The organism is Streptomyces sp. NPDC090994, assembly GCF_044768905.1.
Classification (GTDB): Bacteria; Actinomycetota; Actinomycetes; order Streptomycetales; family Streptomycetaceae; genus Streptomyces.
Genome location: NZ_JBIVWS010000004.1, coordinates 76094 through 94627, shown reverse-complemented (window position 1 = coordinate 94627; position 18534 = coordinate 76094). Strand labels below are relative to the sequence as shown.

General features: G+C 71.8%; 14 protein-coding genes and 1 riboswitch. Of the genes, 12 read left to right on the top strand and 2 right to left on the bottom strand.

Annotated elements, in window-relative coordinates; translation table 11 throughout:
• The first annotated feature begins 105 nt into the window (after nt 1–105).
• The 10 genes from ACIQR3_RS10585 (at nt 106) to ACIQR3_RS10540 (ending at nt 11350) form a co-directional block, all read left to right on the top strand.
• Entirely contained in the window at nt 106–2091 is a 1986-nt protein-coding gene (locus tag ACIQR3_RS10585) for a tachylectin-related carbohydrate-binding protein (RefSeq protein ID WP_403536991.1), read from the top strand.
• Nucleotides 2092–2246: 155 nt separating this feature from the next.
• Nucleotides 2247–2894 (top strand): SurA N-terminal domain-containing protein, encoded by a 648-nt coding sequence (locus ACIQR3_RS10580; RefSeq protein ID WP_403536988.1) that lies wholly within the window; start codon nt 2247–2249, stop codon nt 2892–2894.
• A 69-nt stretch (nt 2895–2963) separates the two neighbouring features.
• The gene (locus tag ACIQR3_RS10575) at nt 2964–3974 is read left to right on the top strand and encodes a nucleoside triphosphate pyrophosphohydrolase (RefSeq protein WP_403536986.1); all 1011 of its coding nucleotides are present in this window, start codon (nt 2964–2966) and stop codon (nt 3972–3974) included.
• A 114-nt stretch (nt 3975–4088) separates the two neighbouring features.
• Nucleotides 4089–5321, top strand: coding sequence for a cytochrome P450 (locus tag ACIQR3_RS10570; RefSeq protein WP_403537779.1), 1233 nt, complete (start codon nt 4089–4091; stop codon nt 5319–5321).
• A gap of 169 nt (nt 5322–5490) precedes the next feature.
• On the top strand, nt 5491–6636 hold the full coding sequence (locus tag ACIQR3_RS10565; RefSeq protein ID WP_403536983.1) for a transglycosylase family protein: 1146 nt from the start codon (nt 5491–5493) through the stop codon (nt 6634–6636).
• Between the two features lie 181 nt (nt 6637–6817).
• A riboswitch (cyclic di-AMP (ydaO/yuaA leader) is annotated at nt 6818–6985 on the top strand.
• 3 nt (nt 6986–6988) lie between these two features.
• A complete protein-coding gene (locus tag ACIQR3_RS10560) occupies nt 6989–7726 on the top strand; it encodes a transglycosylase family protein (protein ID WP_403536980.1) in 738 nt (245 codons plus the stop codon).
• Nucleotides 7727–7975: 249 nt separating this feature from the next.
• Complete coding sequence (gene eno / locus ACIQR3_RS10555; RefSeq protein WP_215170478.1) at nt 7976–9256, top strand: phosphopyruvate hydratase; 1281 nt, start codon at nt 7976–7978, stop codon at nt 9254–9256.
• A 97-nt stretch (nt 9257–9353) separates the two neighbouring features.
• Nucleotides 9354–9836 (top strand): septum formation initiator family protein, encoded by a 483-nt coding sequence (locus ACIQR3_RS10550; RefSeq protein ID WP_403536977.1) that lies wholly within the window; start codon nt 9354–9356, stop codon nt 9834–9836.
• Between the two features lie 30 nt (nt 9837–9866).
• The gene (locus ACIQR3_RS10545) at nt 9867–10400 is read left to right on the top strand and encodes a DUF501 domain-containing protein (RefSeq protein WP_215170482.1); all 534 of its coding nucleotides are present in this window, start codon (nt 9867–9869) and stop codon (nt 10398–10400) included.
• On the top strand, nt 10397–11350 hold the full coding sequence (locus tag ACIQR3_RS10540; RefSeq protein ID WP_403536974.1) for an exopolyphosphatase: 954 nt from the start codon (nt 10397–10399) through the stop codon (nt 11348–11350). Before ACIQR3_RS10545 ends, ACIQR3_RS10540 begins: the two co-directional genes overlap by 4 nt.
• Before the next feature lie 56 nt (nt 11351–11406).
• Here the strand turns inward: ACIQR3_RS10540 and ACIQR3_RS10535 are convergent, their stop codons facing one another.
• Nucleotides 11407–12567 (bottom strand): PP2C family protein-serine/threonine phosphatase, encoded by a 1161-nt coding sequence (locus ACIQR3_RS10535; protein WP_403536971.1) that lies wholly within the window; start codon nt 12565–12567, stop codon nt 11407–11409.
• A gap of 485 nt (nt 12568–13052) precedes the next feature.
• Here ACIQR3_RS10535 and ACIQR3_RS10530 point away from each other — a divergent pair, with 485 nt between their 5' ends.
• Nucleotides 13053–14432 (top strand): NAD(P)/FAD-dependent oxidoreductase, encoded by a 1380-nt coding sequence (locus ACIQR3_RS10530; protein ID WP_403536969.1) that lies wholly within the window; start codon nt 13053–13055, stop codon nt 14430–14432.
• A gap of 203 nt (nt 14433–14635) precedes the next feature.
• A complete protein-coding gene (locus ACIQR3_RS10525) occupies nt 14636–15937 on the top strand; it encodes a class I SAM-dependent methyltransferase (protein ID WP_403536966.1) in 1302 nt (433 codons plus the stop codon).
• A gap of 71 nt (nt 15938–16008) precedes the next feature.
• Here ACIQR3_RS10525 and ACIQR3_RS10520 read toward each other — a convergent pair whose 3' ends face one another.
• The gene (locus tag ACIQR3_RS10520; RefSeq protein ID WP_403536963.1) at nt 16009–18528 is read right to left on the bottom strand and encodes an ABC transporter permease; all 2520 of its coding nucleotides are present in this window, start codon (nt 18526–18528) and stop codon (nt 16009–16011) included.
• Nucleotides 18529–18534: the final 6 nt, after the last annotated feature.

Here is an 18534-nt window from a genome sequence, read left to right as displayed (position 1 = left end):
CACAGCGAAACACGAGCTGTTCCCCCGCACGACACTGCCGCGTTCACCGAGCGTTGCCTAACGTCCCGTGATCAAGAGCATCGGCTCCGTGAGGGAAGGACATCGATGAGAGAGACGACGCGAGGCCGGGCCGGTCGCCGGCTGGCCGTGTTCGTGACCGCCGCCGCCGCGCTGCCCGTCGTGGCGCTCGCCCCGACCCCCGCACAGGCCGCCGCCGCGGTCACCTGTGCCAGTACGGGACCGACGTACGCCGTCGACACGGCCGGGAACCTGCTGCGCCAGGCCATGCCCACCCCCCTCACCGGCGGCACGATGCCGTCGCCCAGCACGATCGACACCGGCTGGTCCGGCTACGGGCAGGTCATGGCCGGCCCGGACCAGGAGCTGTACGGGGTCAAGTCCGACGGCCTCTACCTGAGCCGGCGTACCAGCTCGGGCACCTGGGACATCCACCACAAGAAGATCAGCAACAACTTCGGCCAGTACCAGCAGGCCGCGAACCGCGACAAGATAACCGTCGACCGCGCCGGCCACATCTGGCGGCTCGACGAGAACGGCGCCCTGCGCTGGCACAAGTACTACGCGGACACCAGCTCCTGGTACCCGGGCGGCGACAAGATCGTCGACGCGGACTGGAGCCGCTACGACGCCGTCGTCGCCGGTGACGAAGGGGTGATCTACGGCCGGGAGGCCGCGACCGGGTCCCTGTACCGCTCCCGCTACGACTTCACCAGCCAGCGCTGGATCGAGCGTCACATACGGGTGTCCTACTCCGGCTGGAACACCGAGGGCGACCTGGCGTCCCTCGGCGGCGACACCCTGCTGCGCGTGATGCCGGACGGCAACCTCCGCTACTACCGCTACGACGAGGACACCGACGCCTGGGCCGTCGCCGCCAAGGTCATCGGCTCCGACCGCTGGGCCGGCTACCGCGACGTGACCGCCGCCCCCGACACCTGCTCCATCACCGCCGACCACACCCCGCCGGCCCCGCAGATCACGGTGGAAGCCCACAGCACCACCAGCGTCCTCCAGGCCTCCGCCGGCACCGTGGAGTACGCCTACACGGACGGCATCGGCCGGCTCGTGCACGGACGCCAGTCGGACCCCTCCGACTTCAACAGCGTCCAGTGGACCGTCGTCGACGACCAGGAGGGGTTCACCGGCCGGCCCTCGCTCGCCGAGCACTCCGACGGCCGCCTGGTGCTGACCGCCCACAACCTGAACAGCGACATCTGGACGCGCGACCAGGCCGCGCCGGCCGGCGCCGACTGGTCGAACTGGACCGACCTGGCCGGTCGGATGGCCCAGCACGCCACCACCGCGGAACTGCCCGACGGCCGTCTGGTCCAGTTCTCCGTCGACGCGGACGGCAGGCCCTGGTACCGCGCCGAGCAGGAGGCCGACGGCTACTTCATGAGCTGGCTGCCGCTGAGCGGCGGCAGCCACACCCAGCCGCTGACCGCCGTCACGGTCCGCGACGGCATCCAGCTGTTCGGCGTCAACGCCTCCGGCACCCTGACCACCGCCCACTTCAGCGACGGCACCCTCTCGGCCTGGACCAACCTCGCCGGTACGGGCTTCACCGGCACGCCGTCCGTCGTGGTTTACCCGGGCTACCGGCTCGCCGTCTTCGCCCGTGACGCCGACGGGCACATCGTCACCCTGGCCCAGTCGTCCGAGGGCGGCGCCTTCCCCGGCACCTGGTCCCAGGTCGGCGACAAGACCTTCGCCGGTTCCCCGTCCGTCGTCATCAGCCCGCTGACCGGCATCACCGAGATCATGGCCCGCGCCGACGACGGCTACCTCTACAACACCGGCGAGCAGACCCAGGGCTCCGGCACCTGGCGCACCTGGAAGCAGGAGACCTACGAGGCGGCGGCCACCGACCCCACCGCCTTCACCTACACCAACGCCTCCGGCCCCACCTGGGCCTTCTCCTACCGCACCGGCACCAACCAGACCCGCGTCTACGAGGCATCCAGCGCCACCGCCTTCGCCGCCGCCCGCACCACCGCGGCCACGGCCCCGCCGGCGCCTGTCTTCACCGTCCACGCACTCCCGGCGCCGACGGACGAGCCGTCCCGCTAGTCCGGCACCCGCCAACACCGGCCGGTGCGGTGCGGCGGTGCCCGACGTCCCGGTGAATCGTTGGTCGAATGGGTTGGCCGGAGCCCGCCCACTGCCTACCATCGATCACCGCAAGACCTTGTGCACCGTCGCACAATCTCCAACGGGAGGTCCCCTTGCACCGCCGCCGTCGCACCGCGCTCGTCCTCACCGCCGCGATCGCCGCGGCGGCACCGCTCCTCACCGCCTGCGGGAACGACGCGCACCCCGGCGCGGCGGCCGTCGTCGACGGCCGGCGGATCACCGTCGCGCAACTGGAGGCCCGGGTCAGCGAGGTACGCGCGGCCCAGCGCGCGGCCGTGCCCGACGAGGCGCAGTACGCGCAGGCCATCTCCAGGACCGGCAGCCTCACCCGCGACACCCTCCAGAGCATGGTCCTCGACCGGGTACTGCACCGCGCCGCCCAGGACGCGGGCGTCACCGTCACCCGCAAGGAGGTCCAGCGGATGCGCACCGGGCTGGAGCAGCAGGCCGGGGGAGCCAAGGCGCTGGAGACGGTCTGGCTCCAGCAGTACGGCATCGCCCCGGGGCGGGTGGACGACAACCTCCGCCTCCAGCTGGAGGCCCAGAAGCTCGCCGAGCACCTCGGCACCGACACCGGCCAGCCCGCCTTCTGGAAGGCCCTGTCGCAGACGTCGGAGAAGCTCGACATCGACCTCAACCCGCGCTACGGCACCTGGGACGTCGAGAAGAGCAGCCGCGCCGACGCGAAGACGCCCTGGGTACGGGAGGTCGCGCCGGCGGGAGTGCCCCAGGCGACGTGACGGCACAGCCGTAAGCCGCCCCTGTGGACAACTCCTGGGGCGTCCGGCGCCGTGCGTTACGTTCGAGGTGTGAACGCCACGAGTCCCGAAGCCGTCGCCGGCCGGGCCCCCGCCCCCGGCCGCGTCGTCCTGCTCACCACCAGCCACCGCGTCGCCCCCGGCCTGCTGTCCTGGCCGGCCTGGCAGGCGCTGCGCGGCGCCGACCGCGTGCTGTGCGCGGACGGCGCGCATCCGCAGCTCCCGTATCTGCGGGAGGCGGGGATACGGGTCGACGAGTCGGCCCCCACCGCCGAGGAACTGGTCGACGCCTGCGCGGGCGGACACACCGTGGTGGTCGTGGCGACCGGCGAGGGGGAGCCGGCCCTGACGGACGGTCTGGCCCGGCTGGCCGGCTCCGGCCGCGTCCGCATGCCCGAGCTGGAGCTGCTGCCCGCCTCCTACGACCTGCCCGGCGCCCGCCTGCTCGACCTCGTCCAGGTCATGGACCGCATCCGCGCCGAGTGCCCGTGGTCGTCCCGGCGGACCCACGAGGGCCTGGCGAAGTACGCCATCGAGGAGGCGTACGAACTCGTCGAGGCGATCGAGGACGGCGACCGCGAGGACCTGCGCGAGGAACTGGGCGACGTCCTGCTCCAGGTCGTCTTCCACGCCCGGATCGCCGAGGAAGGCCGCCCGGAGGACGGTGCCGACCCCTTCTCCATCGACGACGTGGCCGCGACCATCGTCAGCAAGCTGATCCACCGCCACCCGCACGTCTTCGGGGACGAGACCGCCACCACCCCCGAGGAGGTCAGGGAGCACTGGCTGCGCACCAAGGCGGTGGAGAAGCAGCGCACCTCCGTCACCGAGGGCGTCCCGCTCGGCCAGCCCGGCCTGGCCCTCGCCGCCAAGCTGGCCTCCCGGGTGCGCACGGCCGGCCTGGACGTCCCGCTGCCCCGCGCCGAGGGCCCCGGCTACGAGCTGCTGGCGCTGGCGGTGCGCGCCGAGGCGGAGGGCGTGGACCCGGAGGCGGCCCTGCGCGCGGCGGCACGGGCCTACCGGGACGCGATCCGGGAGACGGAGGCGCGGACGCGGTCATAAAAGAGGGACGGATACGGTCGGGGGGTGACCGAGCAAGCCGAGCCCCGCCGCACCACCCCCACCTCCGCCCCCACCACCCCGGCCCCCGCCACCCCGGCCCCTGTCGCCCCCGAGCTGTTCACCTGGGAGTTCGCGAGCGACCCGTACCCCGCGTACGCCTGGCTGCGCGAGCACGCCCCCGTGCACCGCACCCGGCTGCCCAGCGGGGTGGAGGCATGGCTGGTCACCCGGTACGCCGACGCCCGGCAGGCGCTCGCCGACCCCCGGCTGTCGAAGAACCCGGCGCATCACGCCGAACCCGCGCACGCCAAGGGCAAGACCGGCATCCCGGGGGAGCGCAAGGCGGAGCTGATGACGCACCTGCTCAACATCGACCCACCGGACCACACCCGGCTGCGCCGGCTGGTGAGCAAGGCGTTCACCCCGCGCCGCGTCGCCGAGTTCGCGCCCCGCGTGCAGGAACTCGCCGACCAGCTCATCGACCGGTTCGCGCGCGCCGGCAGCGCCGACCTCATCCACGACTACGCCTTCCCGCTCCCCATCTACGCCATCTGCGACCTGCTCGGCGTACCCCGCGAGGACCAGGACGACTTCCGGGACTGGGCGGGCATGATGATCCGGCACGGCGGAGGCCCCCGGGGCGGGGTCGCGCGGTCGGTGAAGAAGATGCGCGGCTACCTCGCCGACCTCATCCACCGCAAACGCCAGGCGCTGCCGCCCGAGCCGGCGCCCGGCGAGGACCTCATCTCCGGCCTGATCCGCGCCTCCGACGAGGGCGAGCACCTCACCGAGAACGAGGCCGCCGCGATGGCGTTCATCCTCCTCTTCGCCGGTTTCGAGACCACCGTCAACCTCATCGGCAACGGCACGTACGCCCTGCTCACCCACCCCGGCCAGCGCACCCGCCTCCAGGAGTCGCTGGCGGCCGGTGAGCGCGGCCTGCTGGAGACCGGCGTGGAGGAACTCCTGCGCTACGACGGCCCGGTGGAGCTGGCCACCTGGCGGTTCGCCACCCGGCCGCTCACCCTCGGCGGGCAGGACATCGCCGTCGGCGACCCGGTCCTCGTCGTCCTCGCCGCCGCCGACCGCGACCCGGCGCGCTTCACGGACCCCGACACCCTGGACCTTTCCCGCAAGGACAGCCAGCACCTCGGCTACGGCCACGGCATCCACTACTGCCTCGGCGCCCCGCTGGCCCGCCTGGAGGGCCAGACCGCGCTCGCCACGCTCCTGACCCGCCTGCCCGACCTGCGCCTCGCCGTCGATCCGGCCGAACTGCGCTGGCGCGGCGGCCTCATCATGAGGGGGCTGCGCACCCTGCCGGTGTCGTTCACCGCACCTGAGTGAACGATCCGTCGCACCAGCAAAGGTGACGCGCCGTCACCACTGTGATCTCCATGTGATCTACACGGCATGAACTTGTGATGAGTGATCGTATGCCTATACGTTCACGGATCAGCGCGGCACCGAGCACCAACCGCCGTGCGGGCCCTGCTGTCTCGTGAAAGGTCTCCGCATGCTCTCCGGGAACGGCCGACACCGTCGCCCCCGCCAGGCCCCGGCCCTGGTCGTCGCTGCCGGAGTCACCGGCTCCGCCATCGCGATCCCGCTCCTCGGAGCCACCGGCGCCCACGCGGCCGACGGCGCGTCCTGGGACCGTGTCGCCGAGTGCGAGACCGGCGGCGCGTGGAGCCAGAACAGCGGCAACGGCTATTACGGCGGTCTGCAGTTGTCCCAGGAGGACTGGGAGGCGTTCGGCGGCCTCGAGTACGCCACCACCGCCGACCAGGCCAGCCGCTCGCAGCAGATCCGCGTGGCCGAGAAGGTCCTGGCGGCCCAGGGCATCGCCGCCTGGCCGACCTGCGGACTGCTCGCCGGGCTGGACGGCGGCACGTCGGGTGACGGCTCGTCGGGCGATTCGTCCGAGTCGTCGTCATCGGATGCGGAGTCGGATGGTTCGAGTGGTTCAGGTGGTTCGGATGGTTCATCCGGTTCGACCGATTCCTCCGCCTCCTCGGGATCTGCCGGTTCGAAGGACTCGACCGGTACCAGTGACACCACCGACTCGGCCGACAAGGGCGACACTTCGGACGGCTCCGACTCGGGCTCCGCCTCCGGCTCTGGTTCCGGCTCCTCGGCCTCCCCGTCGGACACTCCGTCAGCCGACACTTCGGACACCGACGACGAATCGGCTGACTCCGACACATCGTCCGAATCCGCCTCCCCCGTCGAGGAGGCGGGCGACGCGGCCACCACCAAGCGCGACACCACGGACACCTCCGGCACCAGCGGCAGCGCCGGCAACCTCGAACCGACCCCCGCCATTTCGAGCCTCACCAAGACCGGCGAGGACGACACGGCCGGCGGGACCGGCACCGGCCGGCACCGCGGCGGCAGTGCCGACGAGGAGACGGCGAAGGGCCGTTCGGGGTCGTCCTCGGGGCGGCATGCCTCGCGCGACGACGAGACGGCGCGCGGGGCGGGCGACGGGACGTACACCGTCCGCGCCGGCGACAGTCTGTGGACCATCGCCGACTCCCTTGAGCTCGCCGGGGGATGGTCCTCCCTCTACGCCGCGAACAAGGACGCCGTCGGTACCGACCCCGACCACATCCTGCCCGGTCAGAAGCTTGCTGTTGGGGTCGAACCGGTCGAAAAGTGACGGCAGTTCGCGTCACGGTTAAGGGTGAATGTCCGTATTAAACGCCGTGAGAGATAGGTCTCAGAAGCCCTGATCGTCTTTGAAAATCCACCCGGGGCCTGTCTACGGTCATGACCGCTCGCCATCGCGGGCCCCGGCCGCCGCAACGCCGAATCCTGCCAGCGGCAGTCCGGGAACAGTCGTCGCGCAAGCGCCGAAGGCAGGAGCGGGGGACCCAAGGTAAGTCGCCGCACCGGGCAGTTGAGCCGGAGCGGCTAGGGGTGGAGCCGAGTCCCGTGAGGGACCCGGCCGGGCAACTCAACCGGCCCGAACCCGACAGCTCACCTCGCAGGCGTCGGTGAGGGGATCTTCCATGCTGTTCTCCAGCAAGGGCAAGCACCGTCGTCCGTCCAAGGCCACTCGCGCCATCGCCATCGCCGGCGTGACCGGTGCCGCCGTCGCCGCCCCGCTGATGGCGGCCGGCAACGCCTCCGCCGCCACCGAGTCGGAGTGGGACACCGTCGCCCAGTGCGAGTCCGGCGGCAACTGGTCCATCAACACCGGCAACGGCTACTACGGCGGTCTGCAGTTCTCCGCGTCCACCTGGGCGGCGTACGGCGGCACGCAGTACGCCTCCACCGCCGACCAGGCCAGCAAGGACCAGCAGATCCAGGTCGCCGAGAAGGTCCTCGCGGCCCAGGGCAAGGGCGCCTGGCCGACCTGCGGCACGGGCCTGTCGGGCGCCGGCGGCTACACCGGCTCCTCGTCCTCCTCGTCCTCCTCCTCCTCCTCCGACAGCCAGAGCAGCGGCTCCAGCAGCTCCAGCGGCTCCACCGAGACCCGTGAGACGCAGGAGCAGCCGGCCTCCCGTTCCCAGGAGCGCCCGGCCGCCGAGACCGCGCAGAAGTCCGAGGAGACCGTCACCACTCCGACCGGCACGAAGGTCGAGAAGGGTGACGGCGAGTACAAGGTCGTCAAGGGCGACACCCTCAGCTCCATCGCCGAGGCGCACGACGTCGACGGCGGCTGGGCGAAGCTGTTCGAGCTGAACGACGACATCGTCGACGACGCCGACCTCATCTACCCGGGCCAGCAGCTGCACCTCGGCTGACGGCTCACAGGCTCCCCGCCCCGGCGCGTTCTCCCCCGTACGCGCCGGGGCGGGGGCATGTCCGGAACATGACGGCCGAAACGCCCCCCTGCTTTGTTCCGTTCAGAAACAATTTACTCTCGGTTCCGCACAACGGGTGGGTGACCGGCTGGCCGATCTCCCGGAGCCGGTTAGGCTCGGACCCGCAGAGCCGCTGCGTGCCGCGCACCCGCGTCACACAGAAGCGTCACATTGAAGAAGGAGATGCTCGTGCCGTCCATCGACGTCGTCGTAGCCCGGGAAATCCTGGACTCCCGAGGCAACCCCACGGTCGAGGTCGAGGTCGGCCTCGACGACGGCAGCACGGGTCGTGCCGCCGTTCCGTCCGGTGCCTCCACCGGTGCCTTCGAGGCCATCGAGCTGCGTGACGGTGACTCGAACCGCTACCTGGGCAAGGGCGTGGAGAAGGCCGTCCTCGCCGTCATCGAGCAGATCGGCCCGGAGCTGGTCGGCTACGACGCCACCGAGCAGCGCCTGATCGACCAGGCCATGTTCGACCTGGACGCCACCGACAACAAGGGCTCGCTCGGCGCCAACGCCATCCTCGGCGTCTCCCTGGCCGTCGCGCACGCCGCCTCCGAGGCGTCCGACCTCCCCCTCTTCCGCTACCTGGGCGGCCCGAACGCGCACCTGCTGCCCGTTCCGATGATGAACATCCTGAACGGCGGCTCGCACGCCGACTCCAACGTGGACATCCAGGAGTTCATGATCGCCCCGATCGGCGCGGAGTCCTTCTCCGAGGCCCTGCGCTGGGGCGCCGAGGTCTACCACACGCTGAAGAAGGTCCTGAAGAACAAGGGCCTGTCCACCGGCCTCGGCGACGAGGGCGGCTTCGCCCCGAACCTGGACTCCAACCGCGCCGCCCTCGACCTCATCCTGGAGGCGATCAAGGAGGCCGGCTACACCCCCGGCGAGCAGATCGCCCTGGCCCTGGACGTCGCCGCCTCCGAGTTCTACAAGGACGGCGTCTACTCCTTCGAGGGCAAGGAGCGCACCGCCGCCGAGATGACGGAGTACTACGCGGAGCTGGTCGACGCCTACCCGCTGGTCTCCATCGAGGACCCGCTGTTCGAGGACGACTGGGAGGGCTGGAAGACCATCACCGACAAGCTCGGTGACAAGGTCCAGCTCGTCGGTGACGACCTGTTCGTCACCAACCCGGAGCGCCTGGCCCGCGGCATCGAGGAGGGCGCCGCCAACGCGCTGCTCGTCAAGGTCAACCAGATCGGCTCGCTGACCGAGACGCTGGACGCCGTCGAGCTGGCCCAGCGCAACGGCTTCAAGTGCATGATGTCCCACCGCTCCGGCGAGACCGAGGACGTCACCATCGCCGACCTCGCCGTCGCCACCAACTGCGGCCAGATCAAGACCGGCGCCCCGGCCCGCTCCGAGCGCGTCGCCAAGTACAACCAGCTGCTGCGCATCGAGGAGATCCTCGACGACGCCGCGGTGTACGCCGGCCGCAGCGCCTTCCCGCGCTTCAAGGGCTGACCAGCCCGGCAGAAGGCAGCGTCGTACGTACGTCCCCGTACCCGGTCCCGTACCGTGTGCGGGGACGTACGCGTGTGCACGGGAGGCGGGAAACGAGATGGCCGTGAGGGACCGGGACCGTTTCTCCACCGCGACCAGGATCAGGGCGCTCGGCGAGCAGACCGCCGCCCGGGTCTACCGCTCGCAGACCAAGCGCCAGGCCCGCCGCTCCCGGCTGACCGGCCGGGCGGCCCTGCTGGTGATGGTGATCTGCTCCCTGGTCGTGGTGCTCGCCTACCCGATACGGCAGTACGTCGCCCAGCGCGCCGAGATCGCCGAGCTCCAGCGGGAGAAGGAGCAGGCGCGGCAGCGGGTCGAGGACCTGCGCGACCTCAAGGCACGCTGGCAGGACGACGCCTACGCCGAGCAGCAGATCCGGCAGCGGCTGCACTACGTGATGCCGGGGGAGACGGGCTACATCGTCGTCGACCCGGGCGCCGCCGAGCAGTCGCGGGCCGGTCTCGGGGCCGCCGGCCGGCCCTGGTACCGCACGCTCTGGGACGGCGTCGACAAGGCCGACGCCGCCACCAGCCACCAGTAGGACTTACAGGAAGACCGACAGAAGCCAGCCATGCACACGCCCCCGCCGCCCACCCCGCGCACCGAGCCCACCGACGCGGACGTCGACGCGTTCCGCCAGCAACTGGGCCGTCCGCCGCGCGGACTGCGCGCGATCGCGCACCGGTGCCCCTGCGGGCAGCCGGACGTCGTGGAGACCGCCCCCCGGCTGCCGGACGGGACGCCGTTCCCGACGCTGTACTACCTGACGTGCCCCAGGGCGGCCTCCGCGATCGGCACCCTGGAGGCCGACGGGGTGATGAAGGAGATGACCGAGCGGCTCGCCACCGACCCGGAGCTGGCCGCCGCGTACCGCGCCGCGCACGAGGACTACATCCGGCGCCGCGACGAGATCGAGGAGCTGACCGGCTTCCCGAGCGCGGGCGGCATGCCCGACCGGGTCAAGTGCCTGCATGTGCTGGTCGCCCACTCGCTGGCCGCCGGGCCCGGCGTGAACCCGCTGGGCGACGAGGCGATCGGGATGCTGCCCGAGTGGTGGCGCAAGGGCCCGTGCGTGACCACCGCCTGCGGGGAGGACGAGAAGTGACCCGTGTCGCCGCCGTGGACTGCGGTACCAACTCCATCCGGCTGCTGGTCGCCGACGCGGACCCGGCCACGGGCGAGCTGACCGAACTGGACCGCCGGATGACGATCGTCCGCCTCGGCCAGGGCGTCGACCGCACCGGACGGCTCGCCCCCGAGGCGCTGGAGCGGACCTTCGCCGCCTGCCGCGAGTACGCGCAGATCATCGAGCGGCACGGCGCCGAGCGGGTCCGCTTCGTGGCGACCTCCGCCTCCCGCGACGCCGAGAACCGCGACGACTTCGTGCGCGGGGTGCTGGACATCCTCGGCGTCGAACCCGAGGTGATCACCGGCGACCAGGAGGCCGAGTTCTCCTTCACCGGCGCCACCAGGGAGCTGACCGGCCGCGCCGACCTGCACCGCCCCTTCCTGGTCGTGGACATCGGCGGCGGCTCCACGGAGTTCGTCGTCGGCGACGACCACGTCCGCGCCGCCCGCTCCGTCGACGTCGGCTGCGTCCGGATGACCGAACGGCACCTGGTGCGCGACGGCGCGGTGACCGACCCGCCCGCCGAGGAGCAGATCGCGGCGATGCGGGCCGACATCGAGGCGGCCCTGGACCTGGCGGAGCAGACGGTTCCGCTGGGCGAGGCGCGCACGCTGGTCGGTCTGGCCGGCTCGGTGACGACGATCTCCGCGATCGCGCAGGACCTTCCGGAGTACGACTCCACGGCCATCCACCACTCCCGCGTCACCCGCGCCCAGGTCGACGAGATCACCGCCCGCCTCCTCCACTCCACCCACGCCGAACGCGCCGCGATCCCCTCCATGCACCCGGGCCGCGTCGACGTGATCGGCGCGGGGGCTCTCGTCCTGCGGACGATCATGGAACGGACGGGTGCGGCGGAGGTCGTGGTCAGCGAGCACGACATCCTGGACGGGATCGCCTGGAGTTGCGCCTCCGAGGCGCGCTGAGGAGCGATCCTCGACGGGATCGCCTGGTCGGTGGCGTAGCCGCGGCGGTCGGTGGATCACGCGGGCGGCGGCCCCGTCTCCGACACGGTGACCGCGATCAGCGCCAGGTCGTCCGGCAGGACGCCGCCGGCGTGCCGGTGGACGAGGTGGGTCTGGTGGTCGGCCGTGATCGGCGGGCCCTCGCGCCAGGTGTCGCGCAGGCCCGCCTCGGGGGAGTAGAAGGCGCCCTGCGCGTCGCGGGCCTCCAGCAGGCCGTCCGTGCAGAGCAGGAGCAGGTCGCCGGGGGCGAAGGGGCGGCTCTCGTGGTCCCACGGACCGGGGTCCAGGTCGCCGAGGCCGAGGGGGAGACCCGGGTCGGCCGGCTCCCAGCGCTCCACCCCCGCCCGGGTGGCGAGGAACGCGGGGCAGTGGCCGCGGCTCAGCAGCCGCACCTCGCCGCCGTGCGGGGGCAGTTCGGCGACGGCGGCGGTGACGAACTCCTCGCCCGGACCCGACGGCGAGGTGTCGGCCTGGACGGCGGCCGTCTCCCGGATGTGCCGGGTCACCGCCGCGTCGAGGTGGCGGGCGAGCAGCGTCAGCGTCGGCGTGTGGTGCGCGGCCTCCCGGAAGCACCCCACCAGCGCCGCCACGGCGGGGAGCGCGGCGGGCCCCTTGCCGCGTACGTCGCCGATGAGCAGCCGGACCCCGTACGGCGTCCGCTCGACGGCGTAGAGGTCGCCGCCGACGGCCGCCGCGTGCGAGGCCGCCTCGTAGCGCACCGCGATCCAGGTGCTGCCGAGCCAGGCGCGCACCGGCGGCAGTACGGCCCGCTGGGCGTACTCCGCGGCCCGCGAGGTGTCCCGCAGCCGCCGGTCCAGGAAGAGCCGCAGCCGGCACAGCGGGACGGTCGCCCAGACCAGGACCAGCAGGGCGAAGAAGTCGACCACGGCGTGGTGGCCGTCGGTGTGCCGGTGCCGGACGAGGAGGAAGAGCAGGCCGGCGCCGGTGTTGAGGAGCGCGGTCAGGACCGCCCGGCGCAGCGGGAGGACGCAGGCGGCCGTCATGGAGCTGAGGATGAGCAGCCCGTCGCCGCTCACCCCGCCCGGGGTGGGCAGGTCCACGGCGCAGGCCAGCGCGGTCAGCGCCGCCGGCGCCCACCACGCCCACCGGGGCACGGTCGGGGCGTCGGGGTCCGGGGCGTGGGACAGCAGCCCCGTGACACGGCGGTGTGGGCTCATGGAACAAACGTAATGAAAGGGGCGGCCCGGGAGGGGGTGACGGCTCCGTGGGGGGAGGGGGAGCCCGGTCCGGAGTCCGTCGTATGAGCAGGTGGGGGAACGTCTGAGCGGGTGGGGCGGGGTTCCGGGGCGGCTCGCGGAGGGTCCTCGCCGGAAAGTTCGTGAAGTTCTTCACAAGAGATTGGGCCTCGAAGAGCGACAAACGGCCGCGCGTTGACCCTTTTGGGGGCCCAACTGCCCTTTGAACGTGTTCAGAAGCGTGGTATGGGGGAGTCGCGGACGGGCGCGCGGGACGGGTCTGCGGACGGGGCCGGAGCGTCGGAGCGGCAGCTCACGCGGCATTGACAACGGAGCGCACCGCACGGCGGTTCCCGTTTCGTGTCATGACCTCCGTCACGCGGGCGGAGGAGTGTAACACGACCCTTACCGGAGCTTGTGAAGGGGCGCACGAAGCACCCCCCCGGGGCAGGTGGATACTCGATGCCATGAGCACCACGGAGCGTCCCAGGATCCTCGTAGTAGGCGGTGGGTACGTAGGCCTGTACGCAGCTCGGCGCATCCTCAAGAAGATGCGCTACGGCGAGGCGACCGTCACGGTCGTCGACCCCCGGTCGTACATGACCTACCAGCCCTTCCTCCCCGAAACCGCCGCCGGCAACATCTCCCCGCGCCACGTCGTCGTACCCCTGCGACGCGTGCTGCCGAAGGCGGAGGTGCTCACCGGCCGGGTCACCACCATCGACCAGGACCGCAAGGTCGCCACGATCGCCCCGCTGACGGGCGAGGCGTACGAGCTGCCGTTCGACTACCTGGTCATCGCCATGGGAGCGGTCTCCCGGACCTTCCCGATCCCCGGCCTCGCCGAGCAGGGCATCGGCATGAAGGGCGTGGAGGAGGCCATCGGCCTGCGCAACCACGTCCTGGAGCAGCTGGACAAGGCCGACTCCACCACCGACGAGGAGATCCGCCGCAGGGCGCTCACCTTCGTCTTCATCGGCGGCGGCTTCGCGGGCGCGGAGACCATCGGCGAGGTCGAGGACATGGCCCGGGACGCGGCCAAGGAGTACAACAACGTGTCCCGCGAGGACATGCGGTTCATCCTGGTCGACGCCGCCGACAAGATCCTCCCCGAGGTCGGCCCCAAGCTCGGCCAGTACGGCAAGGAGCACCTGGAGAGCCGCGGGGTCGAGATCTACCTCTCCACCTCCATGGACTCCTGCGTCGACGGCCACGTGGTGCTCAAGAACGGCCTCGAGGTCGACGCCAACACGATCGTGTGGACGGCGGGCGTCAAGCCCAACCCGGTGCTGTCCCGCTTCGGTCTCCCGCTCGGCCCGCGCGGCCACGTCGACACCGCCGCCACCCTCCAGGTGCAGGGCACCGACTACATCTGGGCCGCCGGCGACAACGCCCAGGTCCCGGACCTGGTCGGCCGCAAGAACGGCAACCCGAACGCGTGGTGCCCGCCCAACGCCCAGCACGCGCTGCGCCAGGCCAAGGTCCTCGGCGACAACGTCGTCTCCGGCATGCGGGGCTTCCCGCAGAAGGAGTACAGCCACGCCAACAAGGGCGCGGTCGCGGGCCTCGGCCTGCACAAGGGCGTCGCGATGATCGTCATGGGCAAGATGAAGATCAAGCTCAAGGGCCGGCTCGCCTGGTACATGCACCGCGCCTACCACGGCATGGCGATGCCGACGTTCAACCGCAAGATCCGCGTCTTCGCGGACTGGACGCTCGGGATGTTCCTCAAGCGCGAGGTCGTCTCGCTCGGCGCCGTCGAGACGCCGCGCGAGGAGTTCTACGAGGCCGCCAAGCCGGCCCCGGTCGCCGCCGCCAAGACCGAGGAGAAGGCCAAGGCCTCCTGACCTCGGGTCAGCTCGCCCAGCGGTTTCCGAAGGGGCCGTCCGCCATCCGTGGTGCGGACGGCCCCTTCGCCGTCCCGGACCCCGGGTAACTGGGTGCGCCGTACAACTATTTTGCGGAGTCGTGACTCCGATGCGGGACTGCGCGTCGCGCCGTCCGGTGTTTACGTGGTGAGTAAACATCCGGTCTCACGGAGGTGTGCGCCATGGCAGACGCCGCGTTGCGGCTGAAGAGCCTCGTCGAACAGGTGCTGGGAACCCCGCTCCCGGTCCGCATCCGCGCATGGGACGGCTCCGAGGCCGGCCCGCCCGAAGCACCCGCGCTCGTCGTCCGCAACCGCCGCGCCCTGCGCCGACTGCTGTTCAAACCCGGCGAACTGGGCCTGGCCCGCGCCTGGGTGGCCGGCGACCTCGACATCGACGGCGACCTCTACACCGCCCTCGACCTGCTCGCCGAGCTGATCTGGGAGCGCGGCGAGGACGCCCGTACGCTCGGCCAGGCGCTGCGCGACCCCGAGGTGCGCGCCGCCGTCCGCGGCCTGGTCAAGCTGGCCGGCCCCCCGCTGCCGCCCGCCCCGCCCGCCGAGGAGATCCGCCGGCGCCGCGGCCACCTGCACACCCGCCGCACCGACAAGCGCGCCATCAGCCACCACTACGACGTCGGCAACGACTTCTACGAACTCGTCCTCGGCCCCTCCATGGTGTACTCCTGCGCCTACTGGCCGGCCCCCGAGGACGCGGGCGCCACCCTGGAGACCGCCCAGCGCGACAAGCTCGAACTCGTCTCCCGCAAGCTCGGCCTCAAGCCCGGCATGCGGTTGCTCGACGTCGGCTGCGGCTGGGGCTCCATGGCGATCCACGCCGCCCGCGAGCACGGCGTCACCGTCGTCGGCGTCACCCTCTCGCAGGAACAGGCCGCCTACGCCCGCAAGCGCATCGCCGAGGAGGGCCTCACCGACCGGATCGAGATCCGCGTCCAGGACTACCGGGACGTCACCGACGGCCCCTACGACGCGATCTCCTCCATCGGCATGGCCGAGCACGTCGGCGCCGAGAAGTACCTGGAGTACGCCCGCGACCTGTACGCCCTGCTCAAGCCCGGCGGGCGGCTGCTGAACCACCAGATCGCCCGGCGCCCGCAGCGCGACGAGTCGGCGTACTCCGTGGACGACTTCATCGACTCCTACGTCTTCCCCGACGGCGAGCTGGCCCCCGTCGGCACCACCGTCGGGCAGTTGGAGCGCGCCGGGTTCGAGGTGCGCGACGTGGAGGCGATCCGCGAGCACTACGCGCACACCCTGCGCCGCTGGGTCGCCAACCTGGAGGCCGGCTGGGACCGGGCGGTGCGGCTGGTCAGCCCCGGCCGGGCCCGGGTCTGGCGGCTGTACATGGCGGCCTCCGCGCTCTCCTTCGAGCGCAACCGCATCGGCGTCAACCAGGTCCTCGCCGTGAAGACCCCCGAGTCCGGCGCCTCGGGCCTGCCGCTGCGCAGCCGTACCTGGAACTGACCCGCGGTACGGCGAAGACGCCGAAGGGCCCCTTCCCCGCCGGGGGAAGGGGCCCTTCGCCGCGCGTACGGCTACTCCGTCTTGATGGCCGTCAGCAGGTTCAGGCGGGCCGCGCGCCGGGCCGGCCACAGGGCGGCCAGGACGCCGACCAGCGCGGCCAGCAGCAGGAAGATCCCGATCCGGCCCCACGGCAGCACCAGCTCGTACGTCGCCAGCTCGGTGCCCACCAGCTCACCCGCGGCCCAGCCGAAGAACACGCCCAGGCCGATGCCCAGGACCGCGCCGAACAGGGAGATGACCAGCGACTCCAGCCGGACCATCCGCTTGATCCCCTTGCGGTCCAGGCCGACCGCGCGGAGCATGCCGATCTCCTGGGAGCGCTCGAACACCGACATGGCCAGGGTGTTGACGACACCGAGGACCGCCACGATCACCGCCATGGCCAGCAGGCCGTACAGGATGTTCAGCATCAGAGTGATCATCCGGGCGATGCCCTCGGAGATGTCCTGCTTGTCCTGGACGACGATGGCCGGGCTGTCGCCGAGGGCCCCGGCCAGCGCGTCCTTGGCCGCCTCGGACGTCCCGCCGTCCGTCTTCACCATGACGTTCATGTCGCCCGGCTCCTCCTGGTGCGGGGCGAGCGTCGCCAGGTCGAGCATGATGCCGCGGAACATCTCGTTGGGCTCGTAGACCCCGGCGACCGTCAGCTTCTGCTGCGCGTCGTCCTCCAGGACGGCGGTGAACGCGGACCCGCTCCTCCAGCCGTGCTCCTTCGCGGTCTCCTCGTCGACGACCACTCGGGTGCCGGCGATCTCGAAGGCGCCGTCCGTCACCGGCAGGTCGGTCAGCTTCCCGAACGTGGAGCCGGTGACGCCGGTCAGGGACGTGTCCCGGCCGCCGACGGTCGCGTAGGAGCTGCGCATCGGGCTGACGGCGGTGACGCCGTCGACCGCGGCCAGGTCCTGCTCGACGTCCGGGGAGAGGTAGCCGCCGTTCGCCATCGACACGACGTAGTCGGCCCTGATCGAGTCCGAGGCCATCTTGTCGATCGCGTTCTGCACGCCGGTCGCCGCCACCGTCATGCCGGTGATGAGGGTGAGCCCGATCATCAGCGCGGAGGCCGTGGCCGCCGTACGGCGCGGATTGCGCACCGCGTTCTGGCGGGCCAGCTTGCCCGAGACTCCGAAGATCCGCAGCACCGGGGCCGAGGCCGCGATCAGCGGGCGGGACAGCAGCGGGGTGAGGACGAAGACGCCGATGACGACCAGTCCCGCGCCGAGCGCCATGGGGCCCTGGGCGCCCGTGGCGTCGCCCGCCGTGGTCGCGGACAGGACGACGGCGACACCCGCCGCCGTGATCAGGGAGCCGAGCGTGTTGCGCAGCACCAGCGACCGGGTGGTCGGCTTGGCGTGCAGGCTGTTCATCGCGGCCACCGGCGGGATCTTCGCGGCCCGGCGGCCGGGCAGCCAGGCGGCCAGCACGGTGATGAGGATGCCGACGGCGAGCGCCGCGACGACCGTGCTGCCGCCGATGACGAGCGGGCCGTCCGGGAAGTTCGCGCCGAGCGAGTCCATCAGGGCGCGCAGCCCGGCGCCGATGCCGATGCCCGCGAGGAGACCGGCGACCGCGGCGACCGTGCCGACGACCAGTGCCTCGAACAGCACGGACCGGGTGACCTGGCGGCGCGAGGCGCCGACGGCGCGCAGCAGCGCCAGTTCCTTGGTGCGCTGGGCGACCAGCATGGTGAACGTGTTGGCGATGAGGAAGGTGCCGACGAACAGCGAGAGGCCGGCGGCGACCAGCAGGGTCTGCTTCAGGCTGTCCATCGACGAGGCGGTCATCTCGGCCTGCTCGGCGGCCAGCTCCGCGCCGGTCGTCATCTCGACGCTGTCCTTCGGCAGGGCCTTGCCGAGCGCGGCCGTCAGGGCGCTCTCGCCGACGCCCGGGTCCGCCTTCACGATGATCTCGTCGTAGGTGCCCTGCTGGTCGAAGAGTTTCTGCGCGGTGGCCGTGTCGAACAGGGCGAGGGTGCCGCCCGCCGCGACGTTGCCGTCGTCGGTACTGAAGATGCCGCTGACGGTGGGGGTGAGGACCGGGCCGTCGACGGACATGCGGACCGTGTCGCCGACCCGGTAGCCGGTGCGGTCGGCGGTCTGCGCGTCGAGGGCGACCTCGCCGGCGCCCTTCGGCGCGTGGCCCGCGGTGATCGGGTAGCGGGGGTCGTCGCTGCCCCAGTAGTTGCTCCCCTGGACCTGCCAGCCGTTGCCGACCGGGTCGCCGTTCTTGTCGGCGAGGGCGACGGAGGCGGTGACGCTGCCGATGGCCGAGGCCACGCCGTCGGTCCGGGTCACCTGGCCGAGGAGGGCCGGGGTCAGCTCGGTCTCCTCCTCGTCCTCCTCGTTCCAGGAGGCGGTGAGGGAGACGTCGACCTGGTCGAAGCCCTTGGCGGACGACTTCTCGTACGCCGCGGAGACGGTGTTGGTGAAGACCAGGGTGCCCGACACGAAGGCCACGCCGAGCATCACGGCGAGCACGGTCATCAGCAGCCTGGCCTTGTGCGCGAGGACGTTGCGCAAGGCGGTACGGAGCATGGGGGT